We start from the raw sequence: 14,945 nt of genomic DNA on the forward strand, positions 1-14,945 counted from the left end.
AATTGGGGGCCCCTTCATCACGACGGGGAAAGGATGGGCAATGCCTGTCGACCTGAACAACGCACAACCTCTGGCCTGGGATTCGGCATCGCTCAACGCCGACACCAAGGCGATGCTCGACAACCTGCAGCCGAACATCCTGCGGGCGCACGTGCGCGAGTACCTGACCGTGTTGTTCGTGCGCTTCAACGACGTGGCGGAAGGCAAGCGATTCCTGCGCCATGTCGCCACCACCCACATGAAGTCCGCGCGCAAGCACCTTGAGGAAATCCGGTCCTTCAGCCGTGAGCGGCGGCCGGGCAGCGCGTACGTGGGGATCGGGATCAGCAAGGCGGGCTACCGCGACCTCGGGCACTCCGTCGAGGACGTACGCCGGTTCGGCGACAAGGTCTTCCGCGACGGCATGAAGCGGCGGATCGCCCTGGTCGACGACCCGCCCGTGGAGCAGTGGGAGAACACCTACCAGCGGGAGATCCACGCGGTCATCCTGATCGGGGACGCCAGGCCGGAGCCGGTCGAGCGGCTGCGCGAGGAGATCCTCGGCGAACTGCCGCAGAGCGCGCGGCTGCTCGGCGAGGAGACCGGCCAGGGCATGCGCAACCCGGCCGGTGACGGGATCGAGCACTTCGGGTACGTGGACGGCCGCAGCCAGCCGCTGTTCCTGAAGGACGAGATCGACCAGGAGCCGAAGGAGCACTGGAACCCGGCGTTCCCGCTGAGCAACATCCTGGTGGCCGACCCGTTCGCGCCTAACCCGGCCCGGCACTTCGGCAGCTACTTCGTCTTCAGGAAGCTGGAGCAGAACGTCCGCGCGTTCAAGGAGATCGAGCGGGACCTGGCCGACGGCCTGGGCCTCACCGGCGCCGACCGGCCGCGGGCCGGCGCGATGCTGGTGGGCCGGTTCAAGGACGGGACGCCGGTGACCAGCAAGCCCAAGGCCGCCGGCGGCCCGGTGACGAACGACTTCACCTTCGACGGCGACGACGGCTCCAAGTGCCCGTTCAGCGGGCACGTCCGCAAGACGAACCCGCGCTCGTTCGGCCGCGACGTGCTGATGGCCCGCCGCGGCCAGACGTACGGCGAGCGCACCGACCAGCCCTGGGACGAGGCGCCGCCGGAGACCAGGCCCAGCGGTGACGTGGGCCTGCTGTTCATGGCGTTCAACTCCAGCCTGCTGGAGCAGTTCGAGTTCACGCAGCAGTCGTGGGCCAACAACCCGGACTTCCAGAACCCGGGCACCGGCCACGACCCGGTGATCGGGCAGGGCGGCCGGGACATCAAGGTCACCTTCCCGAAGGTGTGGGGAAAGCCGGAGCAGTCCTTGCCGCAGCCGCAGGTCGCCCAGACGGTGACGATGCGCGGCGGCGAGTACTTCTTCATGCCGTCGCTGGCGTTCCTGCGCGGTCTGTAGTCCAGTCTCCACGGCCTTCCCGGCCCTCCCGGGAAGGCCGTGAGCTGGGGGTTTAAGATCATCCCCGGGGGATCCGGGATGATGCGCGCGTTTCTGAAGACCGAGGCGGGAAGCACCGTCGTACTGCTGGCGGCCACGCTGGCGGCACTGCTGTGGGCAAACTCCCCCTGGGGCGACAGCTACGAGACCTTCTGGCACACCGAGGCCGGGTTCGCCTTCGGGGCCACCGAGTTCTCGCTCGACCTGCGGCACTGGGTCAACGACGGGCTCATGACGATCTTCTTCTTCGTCATCGGCCTGGAGGTCTCCTACGAGGTACGGCTCGGCCAGCTGCGCGACCGGCGCCTGGTCGCCGTCCCGGCGGTCGCCGCCCTGGGCGGGATGATCGTCCCCGCCGCCGTCTACCTGGCCTTCAACGCCGGCGGCCCGGCCGCGGGCGGGTGGGGCGTGCCGATCGCCACCGACACCGCGTTCGTGCTGGGCCTGCTGGCCGTGGTCGGCGCCCGGTGTCCGGATCCGCTGCGGGCGTTCCTGCTGACGCTGGCCATCGTGGACGACGTCCTGGCCATGATGATCATCGCGATCTTCTACACGGCCTCGCTGTCGGTGCCGGCGCTGATCGCCGCCGCGCTCCTGCTGGCCGCGATCGTGACGCTCCGGTGGCTGAAGATCTGGCGGGCGCCGGCGTACATCCTGCTGGGGTTCGCGCTGTGGGTGGCGACGCTGGAGAGCGGCGTGCACCCGACGCTGGTCGGGATCGCGCTCGGGGTGCTGGTGTTCGTGTACGCGCCGAGCGACCACAAGCTGCTGCGCGCGGGCGAGGCGGTGCAGCAGTTCACCAGCGAGCCGTCGGCCGGCGCGGCCCGTGAGGCGGCCAGGTCGGTGCAGCGGGCGGTGTCGGTGAACGAACGGCTCCAGCTGCGGCTGCACCCGTGGAGCAGCTACGTGATCGTGCCGGTGTTCGCGCTGGCCAACGCCGGTGTCCGGCTGGACGGGGAGACGCTGCGGCAGGCGCTCACCTCGCCGGTGACCCTCGGCATCGCGCTGGGCCTGGTGCTCGGCAAGTTCGCCGGCATCTCGATCGGCACGTGGATCCCGCTGCGCTTCAACTGGGGCGTGCTGCCCGGCAACCTCGTGTGGGGCAGGTGCTGGGCGGCGCGGCGGTGTCGGGGATCGGGTTCACGGTGGCGCTGTTCATCGTGGACCTGGCCTTCGAGGACGCGGCGATCGCCGCCCAGGCCAAGATCGGCATCCTGGCGGGCTCGCTGCTGTCGGCGCTGGCGGGCTGGATCGCGTTCAAGCTCGCCTGGGACCGGGGCGGCGTGTGCGCACCGCCCGACGCGGAGCCGGAGGAGGAGCTTCCGGTGCTGCTGGCCGTACCGGTGGGGCCTGATGACCACGTGCGGGGGCCCGCGGACGCGACCGTCACGATCGTGGAGTACGGCGACTTCGAATGCCCCTTCTGCGGGCGGATGCACGGGGTGCTGCAGGAGCTGATGGAGCGGGATCCCAACGTGCGGCTGGTGTTCCGGCACTTCCCGCTGCGGAACATGCACCCGCGCGCGGTCGCGGCGGCCCTGGTCGCGGAGTCGGCGGCCGACGAGGGCCGGTTCTGGGAGATGCACGACATCCTGTACGCCAACCAGCGGTTCCTGACCGACGAGGATCTCGGGCACTATGCCGCCGAGCTGGGTGTGGAGCCGTGGCAGGACGTGCCGCGGCACTCCCGGCGGCTGGCCCGCGACGAGCGGTCGGGGCGGGACGGCGGGGTGCGGGGCACGCCCACGCTGTTCTTCAACGGCATCCGTTACCAGGGGGCGCTGGACGCGGCGTCGATCAGCCGCGCGGTGGAGGAAGCCCGAAAATCCCCATAAGGTCGAGAAGATCTCCTAACCGATAGATATGGGGCGTGGAATTGAGCATCATCAACCTCTTGATCCATATCGTGATGTTCATCGCCTTCGGCGCGGGGGCGGTCATCACGGGCCTGGCCAGGCGACGGCATGGCAAGGGCGCGCTGCTGGGCATGTTCGGCAGCATCGTGCTGATGATCGGCGTGCTGCCGACGGTCGCCACGTCCGTCTTCGCCCCGTCGATCGCCCGGGACCTCGGCTTCTCCACGGCGTCCACGATCTTCGGGCTTCTCGGGCTGGTGAACATGGCGCTGACGCTGGTGGGCTTCGGCCTGCTGGTGGCGGGCGTGGTCACCCACCGCGGGTCCCGTCCGGAACCGCAGGCGCCCGCGTGGAACCAGCCCTCCCCCTACCCCCAGCCCGGGTACGGCCAGCAGGGATACGGCCAGCCCCAGGGCTACGGCGCCACCCCGCAACCCGCCTACCCCCAGCCCGGCGCAGCCCCCCAGCCCGGCTACCCCCAGCCCGGTGCCCAAGAGCCCGGCGCCGCCCCGCAGCCAGGAGCCCAACCGCCCGGCGCGGCCCCGCAGCCCGGAGCCCAGCAGCCTGGTGGTCCGCAGTACGGCGGCCCGTCCTATGGTGGCCCATCCCAAGGTGAGCCGCCCTATGGTGCGCCCTCCTATGGTGAGCCGTCCTATGGTGGCGTGCCCCAGCCCGGTGGCGCGCCGGCGCCTCAGCCGGGGGCCGCGCCCGGTGAGCAGGCTCCCCCTCCGCCCGGCGGCGCTCAGCCGTGGTCCGACCCCGGCCGGCAGAGCTAGCCGGACAGGTACTCCCGCCAGGTGATCGTCCCGCTGGGCCGGGCGGTCGTGGTCAGGTGGCCGGCGCGGAAGGCGCGGCCGAACCCGCCCGGCAGCCGCAGGCGCAGGATCGGCCGGTGCTTCCTGGCTCGCCGCCAGGCCTTGACCGCCTCGGCGAAGTCGAGGACCTCGGGCCCGCCGTACTCCAGAATGGTCTGTGCGGGCCCGGCCGCGACCCGCGCGGCCAGTTCATCCGCCACGTCACGCACGTCGACCGGCTGGACGCCGCCGCCCGGCTCCGCGGCCAGGAACCCGAGGCGGGCCAGCCCCGTCAGCGCCTGGTCCACGAACTCGTAGAACTGTGTCACCCGCAGGATCGTCCACGGCACCCCGCCGGTTCTGACGAGGTTCTCGGCGGCCAGCTTGGTCCTGAAGTAGCCCCACGGAACCCGGTCCACACCGACGATCGAGATGTAGACGAGGTGCCCGGCACCCGCCTGCCGGGCGGCAGCGAGCAGCGCGGTGGTGCCGTCCAGTTCGACCCGGCGGGTGTAGCGGCCCTTGTAGGGCGCCGCGGCCAGGTGCAGGATCACGTCCACCCCGTCGACGGCCGCCGCGATGCCCTGGCCCGTGGTGAGGTCCGCGACCACCCACTCGACCTTGTCGCCCGTCCGGGCGCTCCGGCTGACCGCCCGCAACTCCGCCTCGCCACCCAGCCTCCCGAGTACGGCAGTGCCGAGACGGCCACCGGCGCCGGTAACCAGAATTCGCGTCATGACATCCAGACGAGCCACCCCGCACAGATGTGACAATGTCTGGAAATCATCGGCGCGATTTCCGGGGGAATCATGACTCCACCGCAGCAGGGCCCGCAGTATCCCGATCCGGAGGAGACGGTGCGCCACCGCTGGCCCCACCAGCAGCCCCCGGACCAGTCGAACCCGCACAACCAGGGACCACCGGGACCACCGCCGCCCCCGCAACAGGTCTGGCCCCCGCAACAGCCCGGCCCGAACCCGACATGGCCCCCGCAGTACTCCGGCCCCCAGCAACCCCCGCCCCCGAACGGCCCCCACCACCAGCCCGCCCCGCATCACCCGCAGAAACCCCCGCAACAAGCCCCGCGGCAACCCCCCGGCCAGCATCAGACCTGGCCACCACAGCAACCTCCCGGAACGCCACCCCACCAGCCCGGCCACCACCAGACCTGGCCGCCGCCGGGGGTTCCGCCCCAAGGGGTCCCGCCGCAGGGGGTCCCGCCGCAGCAGTCCGGCCCGCAGACCTGGCCCCCGCAGGGGATGCCGCCGCAGAAGGGGGTTCCGCCGCAGCAGGCTCGGCACCAGGGTCAGGACGGGCTCGGCGAGGGCACGGTGCGCCTGCCGTACACGCCGGACATGCTCCCCGACGTCGAGCAGTACGAGGCCGCGACCCCGAAGTCGGGCTGGTGGTGGGTGATCGTGGTGGGCGGTCTGCTGCTGCTGGTGGCCGCGGTGGCGGTCGGCGTCATCTTCTGGGTCAGGAGCACCGGCCTCTAGCCCGCCCGGGTCAGCTCCATGATCCAGTTGGTCTCCCAGGTCTTCTCCCCGTCCACCGAGAACGCCTGCTCCCACCGCGCCTCGTCCTCGCCGATCCGGGTCCAGAGGAAGCGGGCGCGCACCGGCGTGCCCTGGTGCTGGTCGTCGCCGTAGAACTCGCCCCGGTCCCCCTGCCAGGTACCGCTCATGGGCGGGTCGAAGCGGCCGGTACGGGTGCTGGCCCAGTGGATGGTCCAGCGCCGCTCGTCCACGTCGAACAGCCGGATCGTCAGCCCGCTGAACCCCTTCGTGGGGAACTCCACCTCGTCGAAGTGCGCGCCACCGGCGAAGTGGCTGCTGGCGACCGACCGGCCGGGGAACTCCTCCCACTCGTCGCTGCCCGCCAGCCATGTGGTGAGCCGCTTGTTGTGGATGTTCCAGGCGCCGGTGAAGAACTCGAATCCGTTCATGGCCCGGACGCTATGGCCGGCTCACTGACATCTATTGTCAGTGGCATGCGCGCTTCCCGCCTGGTGTCGATCCTCCTGCTGCTGCAGACGCGCGGCCGCATGACCGCGCGGGAGCTGGCCGAGCGCCTGGAGGTCTCGGTGCGCACGATCTATCGCGACGTGGAGTCCCTCCACACCGCCGGAGTCCCCCTGTACGGCGACGCCGGAACCAACGGCGGCTACCAGTTGCTCGACGGCTACCGCACCCGGCTGACCGGCCTGACCAGCGACGAGGCCGAGTCGCTCTTCCTCGCCGGGCTGCCTGGCCCGGCCGCCGAGCTGGGGCTGGGCGCGGTGGTCACGGCGGCCCAGCTCAAGCTCATGGCGGCGTTGCCGGTCGAGCTGCGCGACCGGGCCGGGCGGGTCCGCGAGCGCTTCCACCTCGACGCGCCCGCCTGGTACCGGGAGCGCGACCCGCTGCCGTTCCTGCCCGCCGTGGCCGACGCGGTGTGGCGGGAGCGGGTGCTCGACGTGCGGTACAAGAGCTGGAAGGGCGAGGTGACCAGGCGGCTGGAGCCGTACGGGCTGGTGGTGAAGGCGGGCCGCTGGTATCTGGTCGCCCGCGGCGGCGACCAGGTGCGCACCTACCGGGTGTGGCAGATCCTCGACCTGGTCGTCCGGGAGGAGGCGTTCACCCGCCCGGACGGTTTCGACCTGGCCGCGCACTGGCAGGAGTACCTGACCGAGTTCCAGGCCCGCCTGCGCCAGGGCGAGGCCGTGGCCCGGCTGACGCCGCGCGGCATGGACCGGCTGCGGGAGATGATGACGCCGGGCGTGGTGGGCGCGGCGGAGGCGTCCGCTCGGCCGCTGCCCGACGGCAGGACCGAGGTGACGCTGCCGATCGAGTCGGTGGAGCACGCGCTGGGCGAGTTCCTGCGCCTGGGGGCCGACGTCGAGGTCCGCAGCCCGGCGGAGCTCCGCGCGCGCGTCATCGCCACCCTGGACGACCTGACCGCCCGCTATCGCGAGACTTAACTGGGGGTATGGGGTGTTATAGCCCTTGAGGAGCCGTCCATGGACCTCCGCGACCACCTGCTCATCCAGCTCTCCACCCGGGACGTGTACGACGCCCTGATCCTCGGCGACCGGCCGCACTCGGGGCTGGTCTTCACCGGGCAGGCGGCGCACGAGGCGGTCCGCATGGTGCGCAGGCGCGGCTACACGGCGCCGGTCCTCGCCGACCGCCGCCGGTACGCGGGCTCAGGACGGGTCAGGGGTACGGCCGGCCTGTCGGCACACTGGATCGCCGACCAGGTCGAGGCCCGGGTGACGGTACCGCTGACCGACTCCGGCTACATCGGGCGAGGCGACACCCAGGCGCTGCACACCATCCTGGACCAGGCGAGCCAGTGGGGCGAGGTCGTGGCGGTGCTGCCCGTCCACGCCGACTGGCTGGGCCCCGGCCTGCCCGCCCTCACCACCGCCATCGCCGCCTACGGCCTGCCCGTCGCCCTGGTCGTGGAGGACGCCGCCCCTCCGGCCGCGCGGACCCCGGGGCTGCCGCTGTTGTCGGCGGGGATCGCGGCGCTGGGGGCGCTGGCGCATGGCGCGCCCTGGGCGGCCGTGGGGGTCCGCGAGGTGCTGCGGCACCTGTACCCCGAGCCGCACCAGGCCCGCGGCGGCTGGCGGAAGGGCGGGGCCAGGAGCGCGCTGGTGCCGGAGTTGCTGGAGTTCGTGCCGGTGGAACGGCTGCCCGAGGGCGTGTGCGGCTGCTCGGTCTGCCACGGCCGTCCGTTGCGGCGCCTGGCCGGGGCCGGGGAGCTGGAGGTCAACACCCACAACGTCACCGTGCTGCACCGGCTGCACGCCCGCCTGCTCCGCTCTACCCACCGGGAACGCTGGTGGGCCGAGCTTCAGCCTGCCAGCAGTGCGTCCACCGTTCCGGACCCAGCACCGTACGGCCGGGCACCTCGCTCGCGCACACCGGCAGCGCCACCGGGCACCGCGGATGGAAGCGGCAGCCGTCCGGCGGCGCGATGAGGCTCGGCGGCTCCCCGCGCGCGGCGCGCTTCGGGACGGGCGCGGAGTGGCGGGCGGGGTCGGGCGCGGAGTCGAGGAGGAGCTGGGTGTAGGGGTGGCGGGGCGACTGGGTCAGGGCTTCGCCGGGGCCGCTCTCGATCAGCCGGCCCGCGTACATGACGGTGATGTCCTCGGCGAAGTACCGGGCGCTGGCGATGTCGTGCGTGATGTACAGCAGCGCCAGCCCGCTGTCGGCCGCCAGCGTCTCCAGCAGCCGCAGCACCCCGAGCCTGATCGACACGTCCAGCATGGACACCGGCTCGTCGGCGATCAGCGCGATCGGCCGCACCGCCAGCGCGCGGGCGATGGCGACGCGCTGGCGCTGGCCGCCGGACAGTTCGTGCGGCAGCTTGTCCATGAACTGCTCGACCGGCGTCAGGCTGACCCGCTCCAGCAGCTCGGCGACGAGCTCCTTCTCGTGCGCCGCCGAGCGCGCGTGGCCGTGCAGGCGCAGCGGCCTGGCCAGGTGGTAGCGGACCCGGTGGAAGGGATTGAGGGAGGCGAAGGGGTCCTGGAAGATGAGCTGCACCTGCCGCCGGTACTCGCGGAAGCCGGTCACCTTCCGCCCGTGCAGCAGCACCTCGCCCGACGTCGGCGGGTACACCTGGGCCAGCAGGCGGGCCACGGTGCTCTTGCCGCAGCCGCTCTCGCCGACGAGCGCGGTGGCCGTACCGGATCGGAGGGTGAGGGAGACGTCGTCCACGGCGTGCACGGTGCCGCGGCCGCGGGCGGCCTTGAAGTGTTTGGTGAGGTTGCGGCCTTCGAGCACGATCTCGCTCATCGGACCCCCTTTCCCTCGTTGAGCAGGCAGGAGACCCCGTCGCGCAGGGACGGGGTGATCTCCCGGCAGTCCGGCAGGGCGTGGCGGCAGCGCGGGTGAAAGGCGCAGCCGGGCGGCAGCGCCCGCAGGTCGGGCGGGGTGCCGGGGATGCCGAGCAGTTCCTCGCGCGGACCGTGCAGGCGGGGGAAGGAGCGCAGCAGGCCCAGCGTGTACGGGTGGCGGGGCGTGTCGTGCAGGGCGCGGGCAGAGCCGGTCTCGACGACCCGGCCGGCGTACATGATGGCGATCCGGTCGGAGATCTCCATGAGCAGCGACAGGTCGTGGGTGATGAAGACGACGGCGAAGCCGTACTCCTCGCGCAGGGCGCTGATCTCGTGCAGGATGTCGCGCTGCACCACCACGTCGAGGGCGGTGGTCGGCTCGTCCATGATGATGATCTCGGGGTTGAGCGCGAGCGCGATGGCGATCGCGGCCCGCTGGCGCATGCCGCCGGACAGCTCGTGCGGGTAGCCGCGCCGCCGGTCGGCGCTGATCCCGACACGCTGGAGCAGCTCAACCGACCGCTCTGTGCGCGTTTTCCGGTTCATGGTGGGCCGGTGGATGCGGAGCACGTCCTCGATCTGCGCGCCCACGGTGCTGACCGGGTTGAGCGAGTTCATGGCCGACTGGAAGACGACGGCCAGCTCCGCCCAGCGGAAGGAGCGCAGTTCCTCGCCGCGCAGGCCCAGGACGTCCACGGCGTCGCCGTCGGCGCGGTGGTAGGTCACCGTGCCGCCGGTGATCGCCGCGGGCGGGCGCAGCAGGCGGCCGATCGCGTGGGCGAGCGTGGACTTGCCGCTGCCGCTCTCCCCCGCCAGCCCGAGGATCTCGCCCCGCCGCAGGTCGAGCGAGACGCCGGCGACGGCGTGCACGGCGCCGCTGTTCGACTGGTAGTCGACGCCCAGGTCGCGGATCTCCAGGACGTTCATGCGCGCGCCTTCCGAACCTTGATCGTACGCAGCCGGGGGTTGGCTATCTCGTCCAGGCCGAAGTTGACCAGCGCCAGCCCGGTCCCGATGAGCGCGATGCAGAGCCCCGGTGGCACGAACCACCACCACGCCCCGATGAGCAGCGCCTGCCCGTTCTGCGCGAAGTAGAGCATGCTGCCCCAGCTCACCGTGGACAGGTCCGCCAGGCCGAGGAACGACAGCCCGGCCTCGGCCAGGATCGCGCCCACGACCGTCGCCAGGAAGCTCGTGGCGATCACCGGCAGCAGCACCGGCAGGATCTCGAAGAAGATGACCCGGATCGGGCCCTCGCCGCCGGCCCGTGCCGCCTCGACGAAGTCGCGCCGCCGTACCGACAGGGTCTGGGCGCGCAGGACCCGCGCGCCCCAGGCCCATCCGGTCACGGCGATGACCACCGCGACCGAGGTGACCCCGCGCTGGGGCAGGTACCCGGCGAGCACGATGATCAGCGGCAGCGCCGGGAGCACGAGGAAGATGTTGGTCAGCACCGACAGCACCTCGTCGACGGCGCCGCCGAAGTAGCCGCCGACCAGGCCCACGGCGATGGCGAAGGCGGTGGCGATGACCGCCGACAGCACGCCGACGCCGAGCGAGACGCGCGAGCCGTACACGATCTGCGTGAGGATGTCCTGACCGGTCTGGGTCGTCCCGAGCCAGTGCGCTGAAGAGGGGCTCTGCAGGCCCGCGTCGCTGGTCGCGGCCGGGTCGGCCGAGATCAGCAGCGGCCCGGCGAGCGCCATCAGCGCGAAGAAGACGAGGATGCCGGCGCCTATGCGGATCTTCATTGGCGCGTCCTTGGGTCGAGGAGGACGTAGGCCAGGTCGGCCAGGAGGTTCGCGACCAGTACGGCCAGCGAGATCACGAGAAAGATGCCCTGCATGAGCGGGAAGTCCTCGTTCTCCACGCCCTTCAGCAGCATGGAGCCGATGCCCGGATAGGAGAAGACGATCTCCGTCAGGACGGATCCGCCCACCACGAAGCCGAGCGAGAGGGCGAAGCTGGTGATGTTGGGCAGGATCGCGTTGCGCGCGGCGTAGGCCCACATGACGCGGCGGCTGGTCAGCCCCTTGGCCTCGGCCATCACGACGTAGTCCTCGCCGAGCGTGGTGACCATGACGTTGCGCATGCCCAGGATGCGGTCGGCCATCGAGGCGACGACGATCGTGACCGCCGGCAGCGTCGCGTGGTAGGCCACGCTGGCCAGGAAGTCGCCGGTGAAGCCGGGCGTCACCTCCAGCCCGTAGGCGCGCGAGCCCGGGAACCACTGCAGCGTCGAGCCGAAGACGAAGACCAGCACGAGCGCGACCCAGAAGTACGGCACCGCGTGCAGGAAGGTCGCGGCGGGCAGCACCCCGTCCAGCCAGGTGCCGCGCTTCCACGCCATGAGCACGCCGAGCGAGGTGCCGACGACGTAGCTGATCAGCGTGGCCACGCCGACCAGGCCGATCGTCCAGGGCAGGCTGTCGGCGATGACGGTGGAGACCTCGGTGGGAAAGAACGTGATCGAGCGCCCGAGTTCCCCGCGGAAGAGGTTGCCCAGGTAGTCCACGTACTGCGTCCAGAGCCCCGCGTCGCTGATCCCGAACGCCTTCTTCATCGCCTCGACGGCGGCCGGGTCCACGTTGCCCTTGAGCCTGGCCACCAGCAGGTCGACCGGGTCCCCCGGCATCAGCCGGGGGATCAGGAAGTTGAGCGTGACGGCGGCCCAGGCCGTGAGCAGGTAGAACCCGAGCCGCCTGGCCAGGAACCTCACGTGCCCGCTGGCCTCAGGTTGAGCAGCACCACGGCGGCGTCGGGCGAGGTGTACGGCGAGGGCATCGCGTACGGGTCCTGCTCGGAGGGCCAGCCGACGTACTTGCTGGTGCGGAACTGCGCCCAGGCCGGGCTGTAGAACAGCGGCAGCACCGGCTGCTTCTCCACCATGATCGTGCCGAGTCCCTGCGCCGCCTTCTGCTGCGCGGCCAGGTCGTCGGTGGCGGCGTAGTCGTGGATGAGCTTGTCGCTGGCCGCGTCCTTCCAGCGCTGGTAGTTGCCGGTGGCGGAGGTGCCGACGGGCTTGGCCAGCTCGCTGAACAGCAGCGAGCGCATCTGGAAGTACGGCGAGGCCCCGGCCGGCGTGGCCCGGATCGACAGGTCGTAGCTGCCCTTGCCCACCTTGGAGACCCAGTCCTGGAAGGCGACACCGCGGGTCTCGACGGTGATGCCGACCTTGGCCAGGTCCTCGCGGATGAGCTGGGCGGCGTTGACCCAGTCGGTGAACGGCGAGGGCACCAGCAGCTGGAACTTCAGCTGGGCCGGGTCGACGCCCTTGAGCAGTTCCTTGGCCTTCGCGATGTCGACCTTGTAGGCGGCGTCCTTGTAGGCGGGCGGCAGGAACGCCTCGCCGCCGGGGATGGGGATGCCGGTGGGGTGGGCGACCTTGGTGTAGCCGCGCTCGGCCACCTTGACGATCTTGTCGCGGTCGATGGCCAGGCTGATGGCCTGCCGTACCTCGGGCTTGGACAGGACGGGGTGGGTCAGGTTCGGCAGGAGGGCGACCACGCCCTCGGGCGGGAAGTAGTACTTGTTGATCTCGGGCTTGCCCTGGACGTAGATCTTGTCGATGTCGGGGACGAACGCCCCGGCCCAGTCGATCTCGCCCTGCTGCAGCCCGGTCTGGACGGCGTTGGCGGTGTAGGCGGGGAACCTGACGGTGGGGACGACGGGCTTGCCCGGCTGCCAGTAGTCCGGATTTTTCGTCATTTCGTAGAGCTGGGCGGAGAACTTCGCCAGCTTGTACGGCCCGGTGCCCACCGGCTTGGGGTTGGTGAAGGTGACCGCGTTCTCCTTCTCGAACAGGTGCTTCGGCACGATCGCCGTGCTGCCCGAGATGTTGAAGAGCTTGGCGTAGGAGGTCGACTTGAAGTCGAGCTGAACCTTGTCCGGGGCGAGCGCCTTGGCGCCGGCCAGCTCCACGGCACTCTTGTTGAGCTCCGGGTGCTTGATCATCGTCTCGAAGGTGAAGACCACGTCGTCGGCGGTGAACGGCTTGCCGTCGGTCCACTTCACGCCCTGGCGGAGGGTGAAGGTGAGCGTCTTGCCGTCGTTGCTCCACGCGTGGCTCAGCGCCAGCCACGGCTTGGTCTCGCCCGGTTTGAGCTTGTTGAAGTACTCGAGCGTCTCGTAGATCATCCCGGTGGTGCCGAAGTTGACGCCCTCCAGGTGGAACGGGTTGAAGTTCTCCTGGAAGGTGCCCGAGTCGATCGCGTGCACGACCAGCGGCGGCGCCGCCGCGCCCGGCTCCTTCTGCCCTCCCCCGCCCGAACAACCGGCGAGCACCAATACGACGGCGATGATCGTTAAACGTTTCATCAGAAGGTTCCTCTCACCCGCAGATCGCGGGATCCCACCGGGGCGGCGAACGCCTGCGCCCGGCGGAATCCGGCCGGCGCGCCCCGCACGATCGTGAGCGCCCGGTAGTAGTCGACGTACGGGAAGCCGTAGGTCTCCCCGCGGGCGTAGGCGTAGCCGGTGATCGCCCGCGACCAGATCTCGTAGGCCTCCTCGGCGATCTCGACGAACACGTCGGGGCGGAAGCCCTCGGCGTCCTCCCAGTTGTCGGCGTAGTAGAGCTGCCCGGCCCAGTGCGCGGGCAGGTCGCGCTCCAGCGTCTTCAGCCCGCCGTAGAAGCGGGCGTCCTCGACCACGCGGTGGGTGCGGGCGTGGTCCTTGTGGATCGAGGCGCTCCAGTGGGTGAGGAGCACGTCCGGCTTCAGCTCCCTGATCAGGTCGCCGACGCGCATCTTGACGTCCTCGTCCTCGGGCAGCAGCCCGTCCTCGTAGTCGAGGAACCTGGCCCGCGCGCCGATCGCGGCCGCGAACGCCTGCGCCTCCTCGCGCTTCTGCGCGGCGTAGTCGGGCACGGACATCCGCGGGTGACCGCGCTCGCCGAGCGTGAGGTGCAGGAGCGTCGCCTCGTGCCCCTCAAGGACATGCTGCGCGAGTACGGCTCCCGCCGTCAGATCCATGTCGCCGGCATGCGCGCCGATGGCCAGGATGTTCACGCGCTCCACCTCATGACGTGGAAACGCCTGGTCACCTCGTAGCCCGCCTTGGTGTAGAGCACGCCGGCCGGGCTGGCCTCGCCGGTCCACAGGAACCACGAGGAGTGCAGGCCCTCGGCGCGCTTGGCGGTCATCGTGAGGTGGAGCAGGATCTTGCCGAGGCCGGTGCCGCGTTCGCCCGGGTCGACGCCGAAGGGCCCGAAGCGCTCGGGGATGCCGCGATACGCCGCATAGAGCGCGAAGCCCACCACCTTTTCCTGATATTTCGCGATAATCATGCGTTCGACGGATCTGTGGTGGCGGATCGCCTCGCCCCAGTCGGGGTTGAAGACGTCGGCCGCGAAGCGGATCAGCTCGGGCAGCTCGCCGGCGGTGGGGTGGCGGAAGCCGTACCCCTCGCTCTCGCGCTTCTCGCGCAGGGCGTGCACCTCGGGCGGGGTCGCGTAGCCGACGAGCGTGCGGTCCATCGCGACCGGCGAGTACAGCGTGGTGAAGCCCATCGCGCCGAGCAGCGCGAACGCCCGCGGATAGAGCTCGGCGTCAACGCCGGGCAGGACGTAGTTGGGGGTGTAGGAGGCGAAGTCGACGCGGGTGCGCCCCTGATCGCGCAGGAACGCGAGCGCCTCGCCGAGCAACCGCCGGCCGAGCCCGGAGCCCCGGTGGCCGGGGGCCACGAAGAAGAACGGGATCCACCCGGTCTCCGGCTCCAGGTCGGTGCCGGGCGCGAGGGGCGTCCGGCGGCGTACCGCGTAGGCGCAGCCCACCACCCGGCCGTCCGCGACGGCGACGCGCAGCCCGTCGGGGTCGAAGTTGGGGTCGAGCAGGACGCAGTCGCGAAACCACGTCGCGGTCGTCGGGTCGGCGGGCAGGCTCTGGTTCCAGCAGTCGATCAGTGAGGGCTCATCCCCCGCGACGAACGCGCGGACTGTGACCGTCATGAACAAGAGCTTTCCGACTGGTAAGCGCTCTGGTCAATAAGTTCGGGAAGAAATTTTCTCTGTGCCGAACCTC

Annotated in this window: 14 protein-coding genes and 1 pseudogene; 6 read left to right on the forward strand and 9 right to left on the reverse strand. The window is 71.0% G+C overall.

The genetic code is table 11. The annotated features are described in order from the left end of the window. Positions 1 to 40: 40 nt before the first annotated feature. The 4 genes and pseudogenes from ACFWY5_RS25655 (at position 41) to ACFWY5_RS25670 (ending at position 4,082) form a co-directional block, all read left to right on the forward strand. Complete coding sequence (locus ACFWY5_RS25655; RefSeq protein ID WP_379619265.1) at positions 41 to 1,411, forward strand: Dyp-type peroxidase; 1,371 nt, start codon at positions 41 to 43, stop codon at positions 1,409 to 1,411. A gap of 81 nt (positions 1,412 to 1,492) precedes the next feature. Continuing rightward, positions 1,493 to 2,643: pseudogene (gene nhaA / locus ACFWY5_RS25660) on the forward strand (Na+/H+ antiporter NhaA); the annotation flags it as partial. Between the two features lie 201 nt (positions 2,644 to 2,844). Then, the gene (locus ACFWY5_RS25665) at positions 2,845 to 3,285 is read left to right on the forward strand and encodes a DsbA family protein (protein WP_379634892.1); all 441 of its coding nucleotides are present in this window, start codon (positions 2,845 to 2,847) and stop codon (positions 3,283 to 3,285) included. Between the two features lie 59 nt (positions 3,286 to 3,344). Then, on the forward strand, positions 3,345 to 4,082 hold the full coding sequence (locus ACFWY5_RS25670) for a hypothetical protein (RefSeq protein ID WP_379634831.1): 738 nt from the start codon (positions 3,345 to 3,347) through the stop codon (positions 4,080 to 4,082). Here ACFWY5_RS25670 and ACFWY5_RS25675 read toward each other — a convergent pair. Continuing rightward, positions 4,079 to 4,837 (reverse strand): SDR family oxidoreductase, encoded by a 759-nt coding sequence (locus ACFWY5_RS25675; RefSeq protein WP_379634833.1) that lies wholly within the window; start codon positions 4,835 to 4,837, stop codon positions 4,079 to 4,081. The two genes, ACFWY5_RS25670 and ACFWY5_RS25675, sit on opposite strands and share 4 nt — an antisense overlap. A gap of 522 nt (positions 4,838 to 5,359) precedes the next feature. Here ACFWY5_RS25675 and ACFWY5_RS25680 point away from each other — a divergent pair. After that, positions 5,360 to 5,596 carry a hypothetical protein gene (locus ACFWY5_RS25680; protein WP_379619257.1) on the forward strand — a complete coding sequence of 79 codons (237 nt, stop codon included), beginning with the start codon at positions 5,360 to 5,362 and terminating at the stop codon, positions 5,594 to 5,596. On the opposite strand, the gene ACFWY5_RS25685 is transcribed toward ACFWY5_RS25680, so the two are convergent. Continuing rightward, on the reverse strand, positions 5,593 to 6,045 hold the full coding sequence (locus tag ACFWY5_RS25685) for a hypothetical protein (protein WP_379619255.1): 453 nt from the start codon (positions 6,043 to 6,045) through the stop codon (positions 5,593 to 5,595). The genes ACFWY5_RS25680 and ACFWY5_RS25685 overlap by 4 nt on opposite strands. 45 nt (positions 6,046 to 6,090) lie before the next feature. Here ACFWY5_RS25685 and ACFWY5_RS25690 point away from each other — a divergent pair, with 45 nt between their 5' ends. Then, complete coding sequence (locus tag ACFWY5_RS25690) at positions 6,091 to 7,059, forward strand: helix-turn-helix transcriptional regulator (RefSeq protein WP_379619253.1); 969 nt, start codon at positions 6,091 to 6,093, stop codon at positions 7,057 to 7,059. An 847-nt stretch (positions 7,060 to 7,906) separates the two neighbouring features. Here the strand turns inward: ACFWY5_RS25690 and ACFWY5_RS25695 are convergent. Genes ACFWY5_RS25695 through ACFWY5_RS25725 form a run of 7 tightly spaced genes read right to left on the reverse strand, consistent with a single transcriptional unit; the run spans position 7,907 to position 14,872 of the window. Further along, positions 7,907 to 8,884: an ABC transporter ATP-binding protein gene (locus ACFWY5_RS25695; RefSeq protein ID WP_379619251.1), complete on the reverse strand. Its 978-nt coding sequence runs from the start codon at positions 8,882 to 8,884 to the stop codon at positions 7,907 to 7,909. Beyond that, on the reverse strand, positions 8,881 to 9,852 hold the full coding sequence (locus ACFWY5_RS25700; protein WP_379634835.1) for an ABC transporter ATP-binding protein: 972 nt from the start codon (positions 9,850 to 9,852) through the stop codon (positions 8,881 to 8,883). Before ACFWY5_RS25700 ends, ACFWY5_RS25695 begins: the two co-directional genes overlap by 4 nt. Beyond that, positions 9,849 to 10,676 (reverse strand): ABC transporter permease, encoded by an 828-nt coding sequence (locus ACFWY5_RS25705; protein WP_379634837.1) that lies wholly within the window; start codon positions 10,674 to 10,676, stop codon positions 9,849 to 9,851. The genes ACFWY5_RS25700 and ACFWY5_RS25705 overlap by 4 nt, the downstream gene beginning before the upstream one ends. Further along, on the reverse strand, positions 10,673 to 11,644 hold the full coding sequence (locus ACFWY5_RS25710) for an ABC transporter permease (RefSeq protein ID WP_379619245.1): 972 nt from the start codon (positions 11,642 to 11,644) through the stop codon (positions 10,673 to 10,675). The genes ACFWY5_RS25705 and ACFWY5_RS25710 overlap by 4 nt, the downstream gene beginning before the upstream one ends. Next, positions 11,641 to 13,242, reverse strand: coding sequence for an ABC transporter substrate-binding protein (locus tag ACFWY5_RS25715; protein ID WP_379634839.1), 1,602 nt, complete (start codon positions 13,240 to 13,242; stop codon positions 11,641 to 11,643). Before ACFWY5_RS25715 ends, ACFWY5_RS25710 begins: the two co-directional genes overlap by 4 nt. Beyond that, the gene (locus tag ACFWY5_RS25720) at positions 13,242 to 13,934 is read right to left on the reverse strand and encodes a PIG-L deacetylase family protein (protein WP_379619241.1); all 693 of its coding nucleotides are present in this window, start codon (positions 13,932 to 13,934) and stop codon (positions 13,242 to 13,244) included. Before ACFWY5_RS25720 ends, ACFWY5_RS25715 begins: the two co-directional genes overlap by 1 nt. Next, complete coding sequence (locus ACFWY5_RS25725; protein ID WP_379634841.1) at positions 13,931 to 14,872, reverse strand: GNAT family N-acetyltransferase; 942 nt, start codon at positions 14,870 to 14,872, stop codon at positions 13,931 to 13,933. Before ACFWY5_RS25725 ends, ACFWY5_RS25720 begins: the two co-directional genes overlap by 4 nt. Positions 14,873 to 14,945: the final 73 nt, after the last annotated feature.

The sequence above is a fragment of the Nonomuraea sp. NPDC059007 genome, assembly GCF_042740555.1.
Taxonomy (GTDB): domain Bacteria; phylum Actinomycetota; class Actinomycetes; order Streptosporangiales; family Streptosporangiaceae; genus Nonomuraea.

What these genes read in the sequence shown, in the direction of transcription:
- ACFWY5_RS25685 (WP_379619255.1), bottom strand. Translation starts at nt 6,045, where the DNA reads ATGAACGGATTCGAGTTCTTCACCGGCGCCTGGAACATCCACAACAAG.
- ACFWY5_RS25725 (WP_379634841.1), bottom strand. Translation starts at nt 14,872, where the DNA reads ATGACGGTCACAGTCCGCGCGTTCGTCGCGGGGGATGAGCCCTCACTG.
- ACFWY5_RS25680 (WP_379619257.1), top strand. Translation starts at nt 5,360, where the DNA reads ATGCCGCCGCAGAAGGGGGTTCCGCCGCAGCAGGCTCGGCACCAGGGT.
- ACFWY5_RS25655 (WP_379619265.1), top strand. Translation starts at nt 41, where the DNA reads ATGCCTGTCGACCTGAACAACGCACAACCTCTGGCCTGGGATTCGGCA.
- ACFWY5_RS25690 (WP_379619253.1), top strand. Translation starts at nt 6,091, where the DNA reads ATGCGCGCTTCCCGCCTGGTGTCGATCCTCCTGCTGCTGCAGACGCGC.
- ACFWY5_RS25705 (WP_379634837.1), bottom strand. Translation starts at nt 10,676, where the DNA reads ATGAAGATCCGCATAGGCGCCGGCATCCTCGTCTTCTTCGCGCTGATG.
- ACFWY5_RS25715 (WP_379634839.1), bottom strand. Translation starts at nt 13,242, where the DNA reads ATGAAACGTTTAACGATCATCGCCGTCGTATTGGTGCTCGCCGGTTGT.
- ACFWY5_RS25675 (WP_379634833.1), bottom strand. Translation starts at nt 4,837, where the DNA reads ATGACGCGAATTCTGGTTACCGGCGCCGGTGGCCGTCTCGGCACTGCC.
- ACFWY5_RS25700 (WP_379634835.1), bottom strand. Translation starts at nt 9,852, where the DNA reads ATGAACGTCCTGGAGATCCGCGACCTGGGCGTCGACTACCAGTCGAAC.
- ACFWY5_RS25695 (WP_379619251.1), bottom strand. Translation starts at nt 8,884, where the DNA reads ATGAGCGAGATCGTGCTCGAAGGCCGCAACCTCACCAAACACTTCAAG.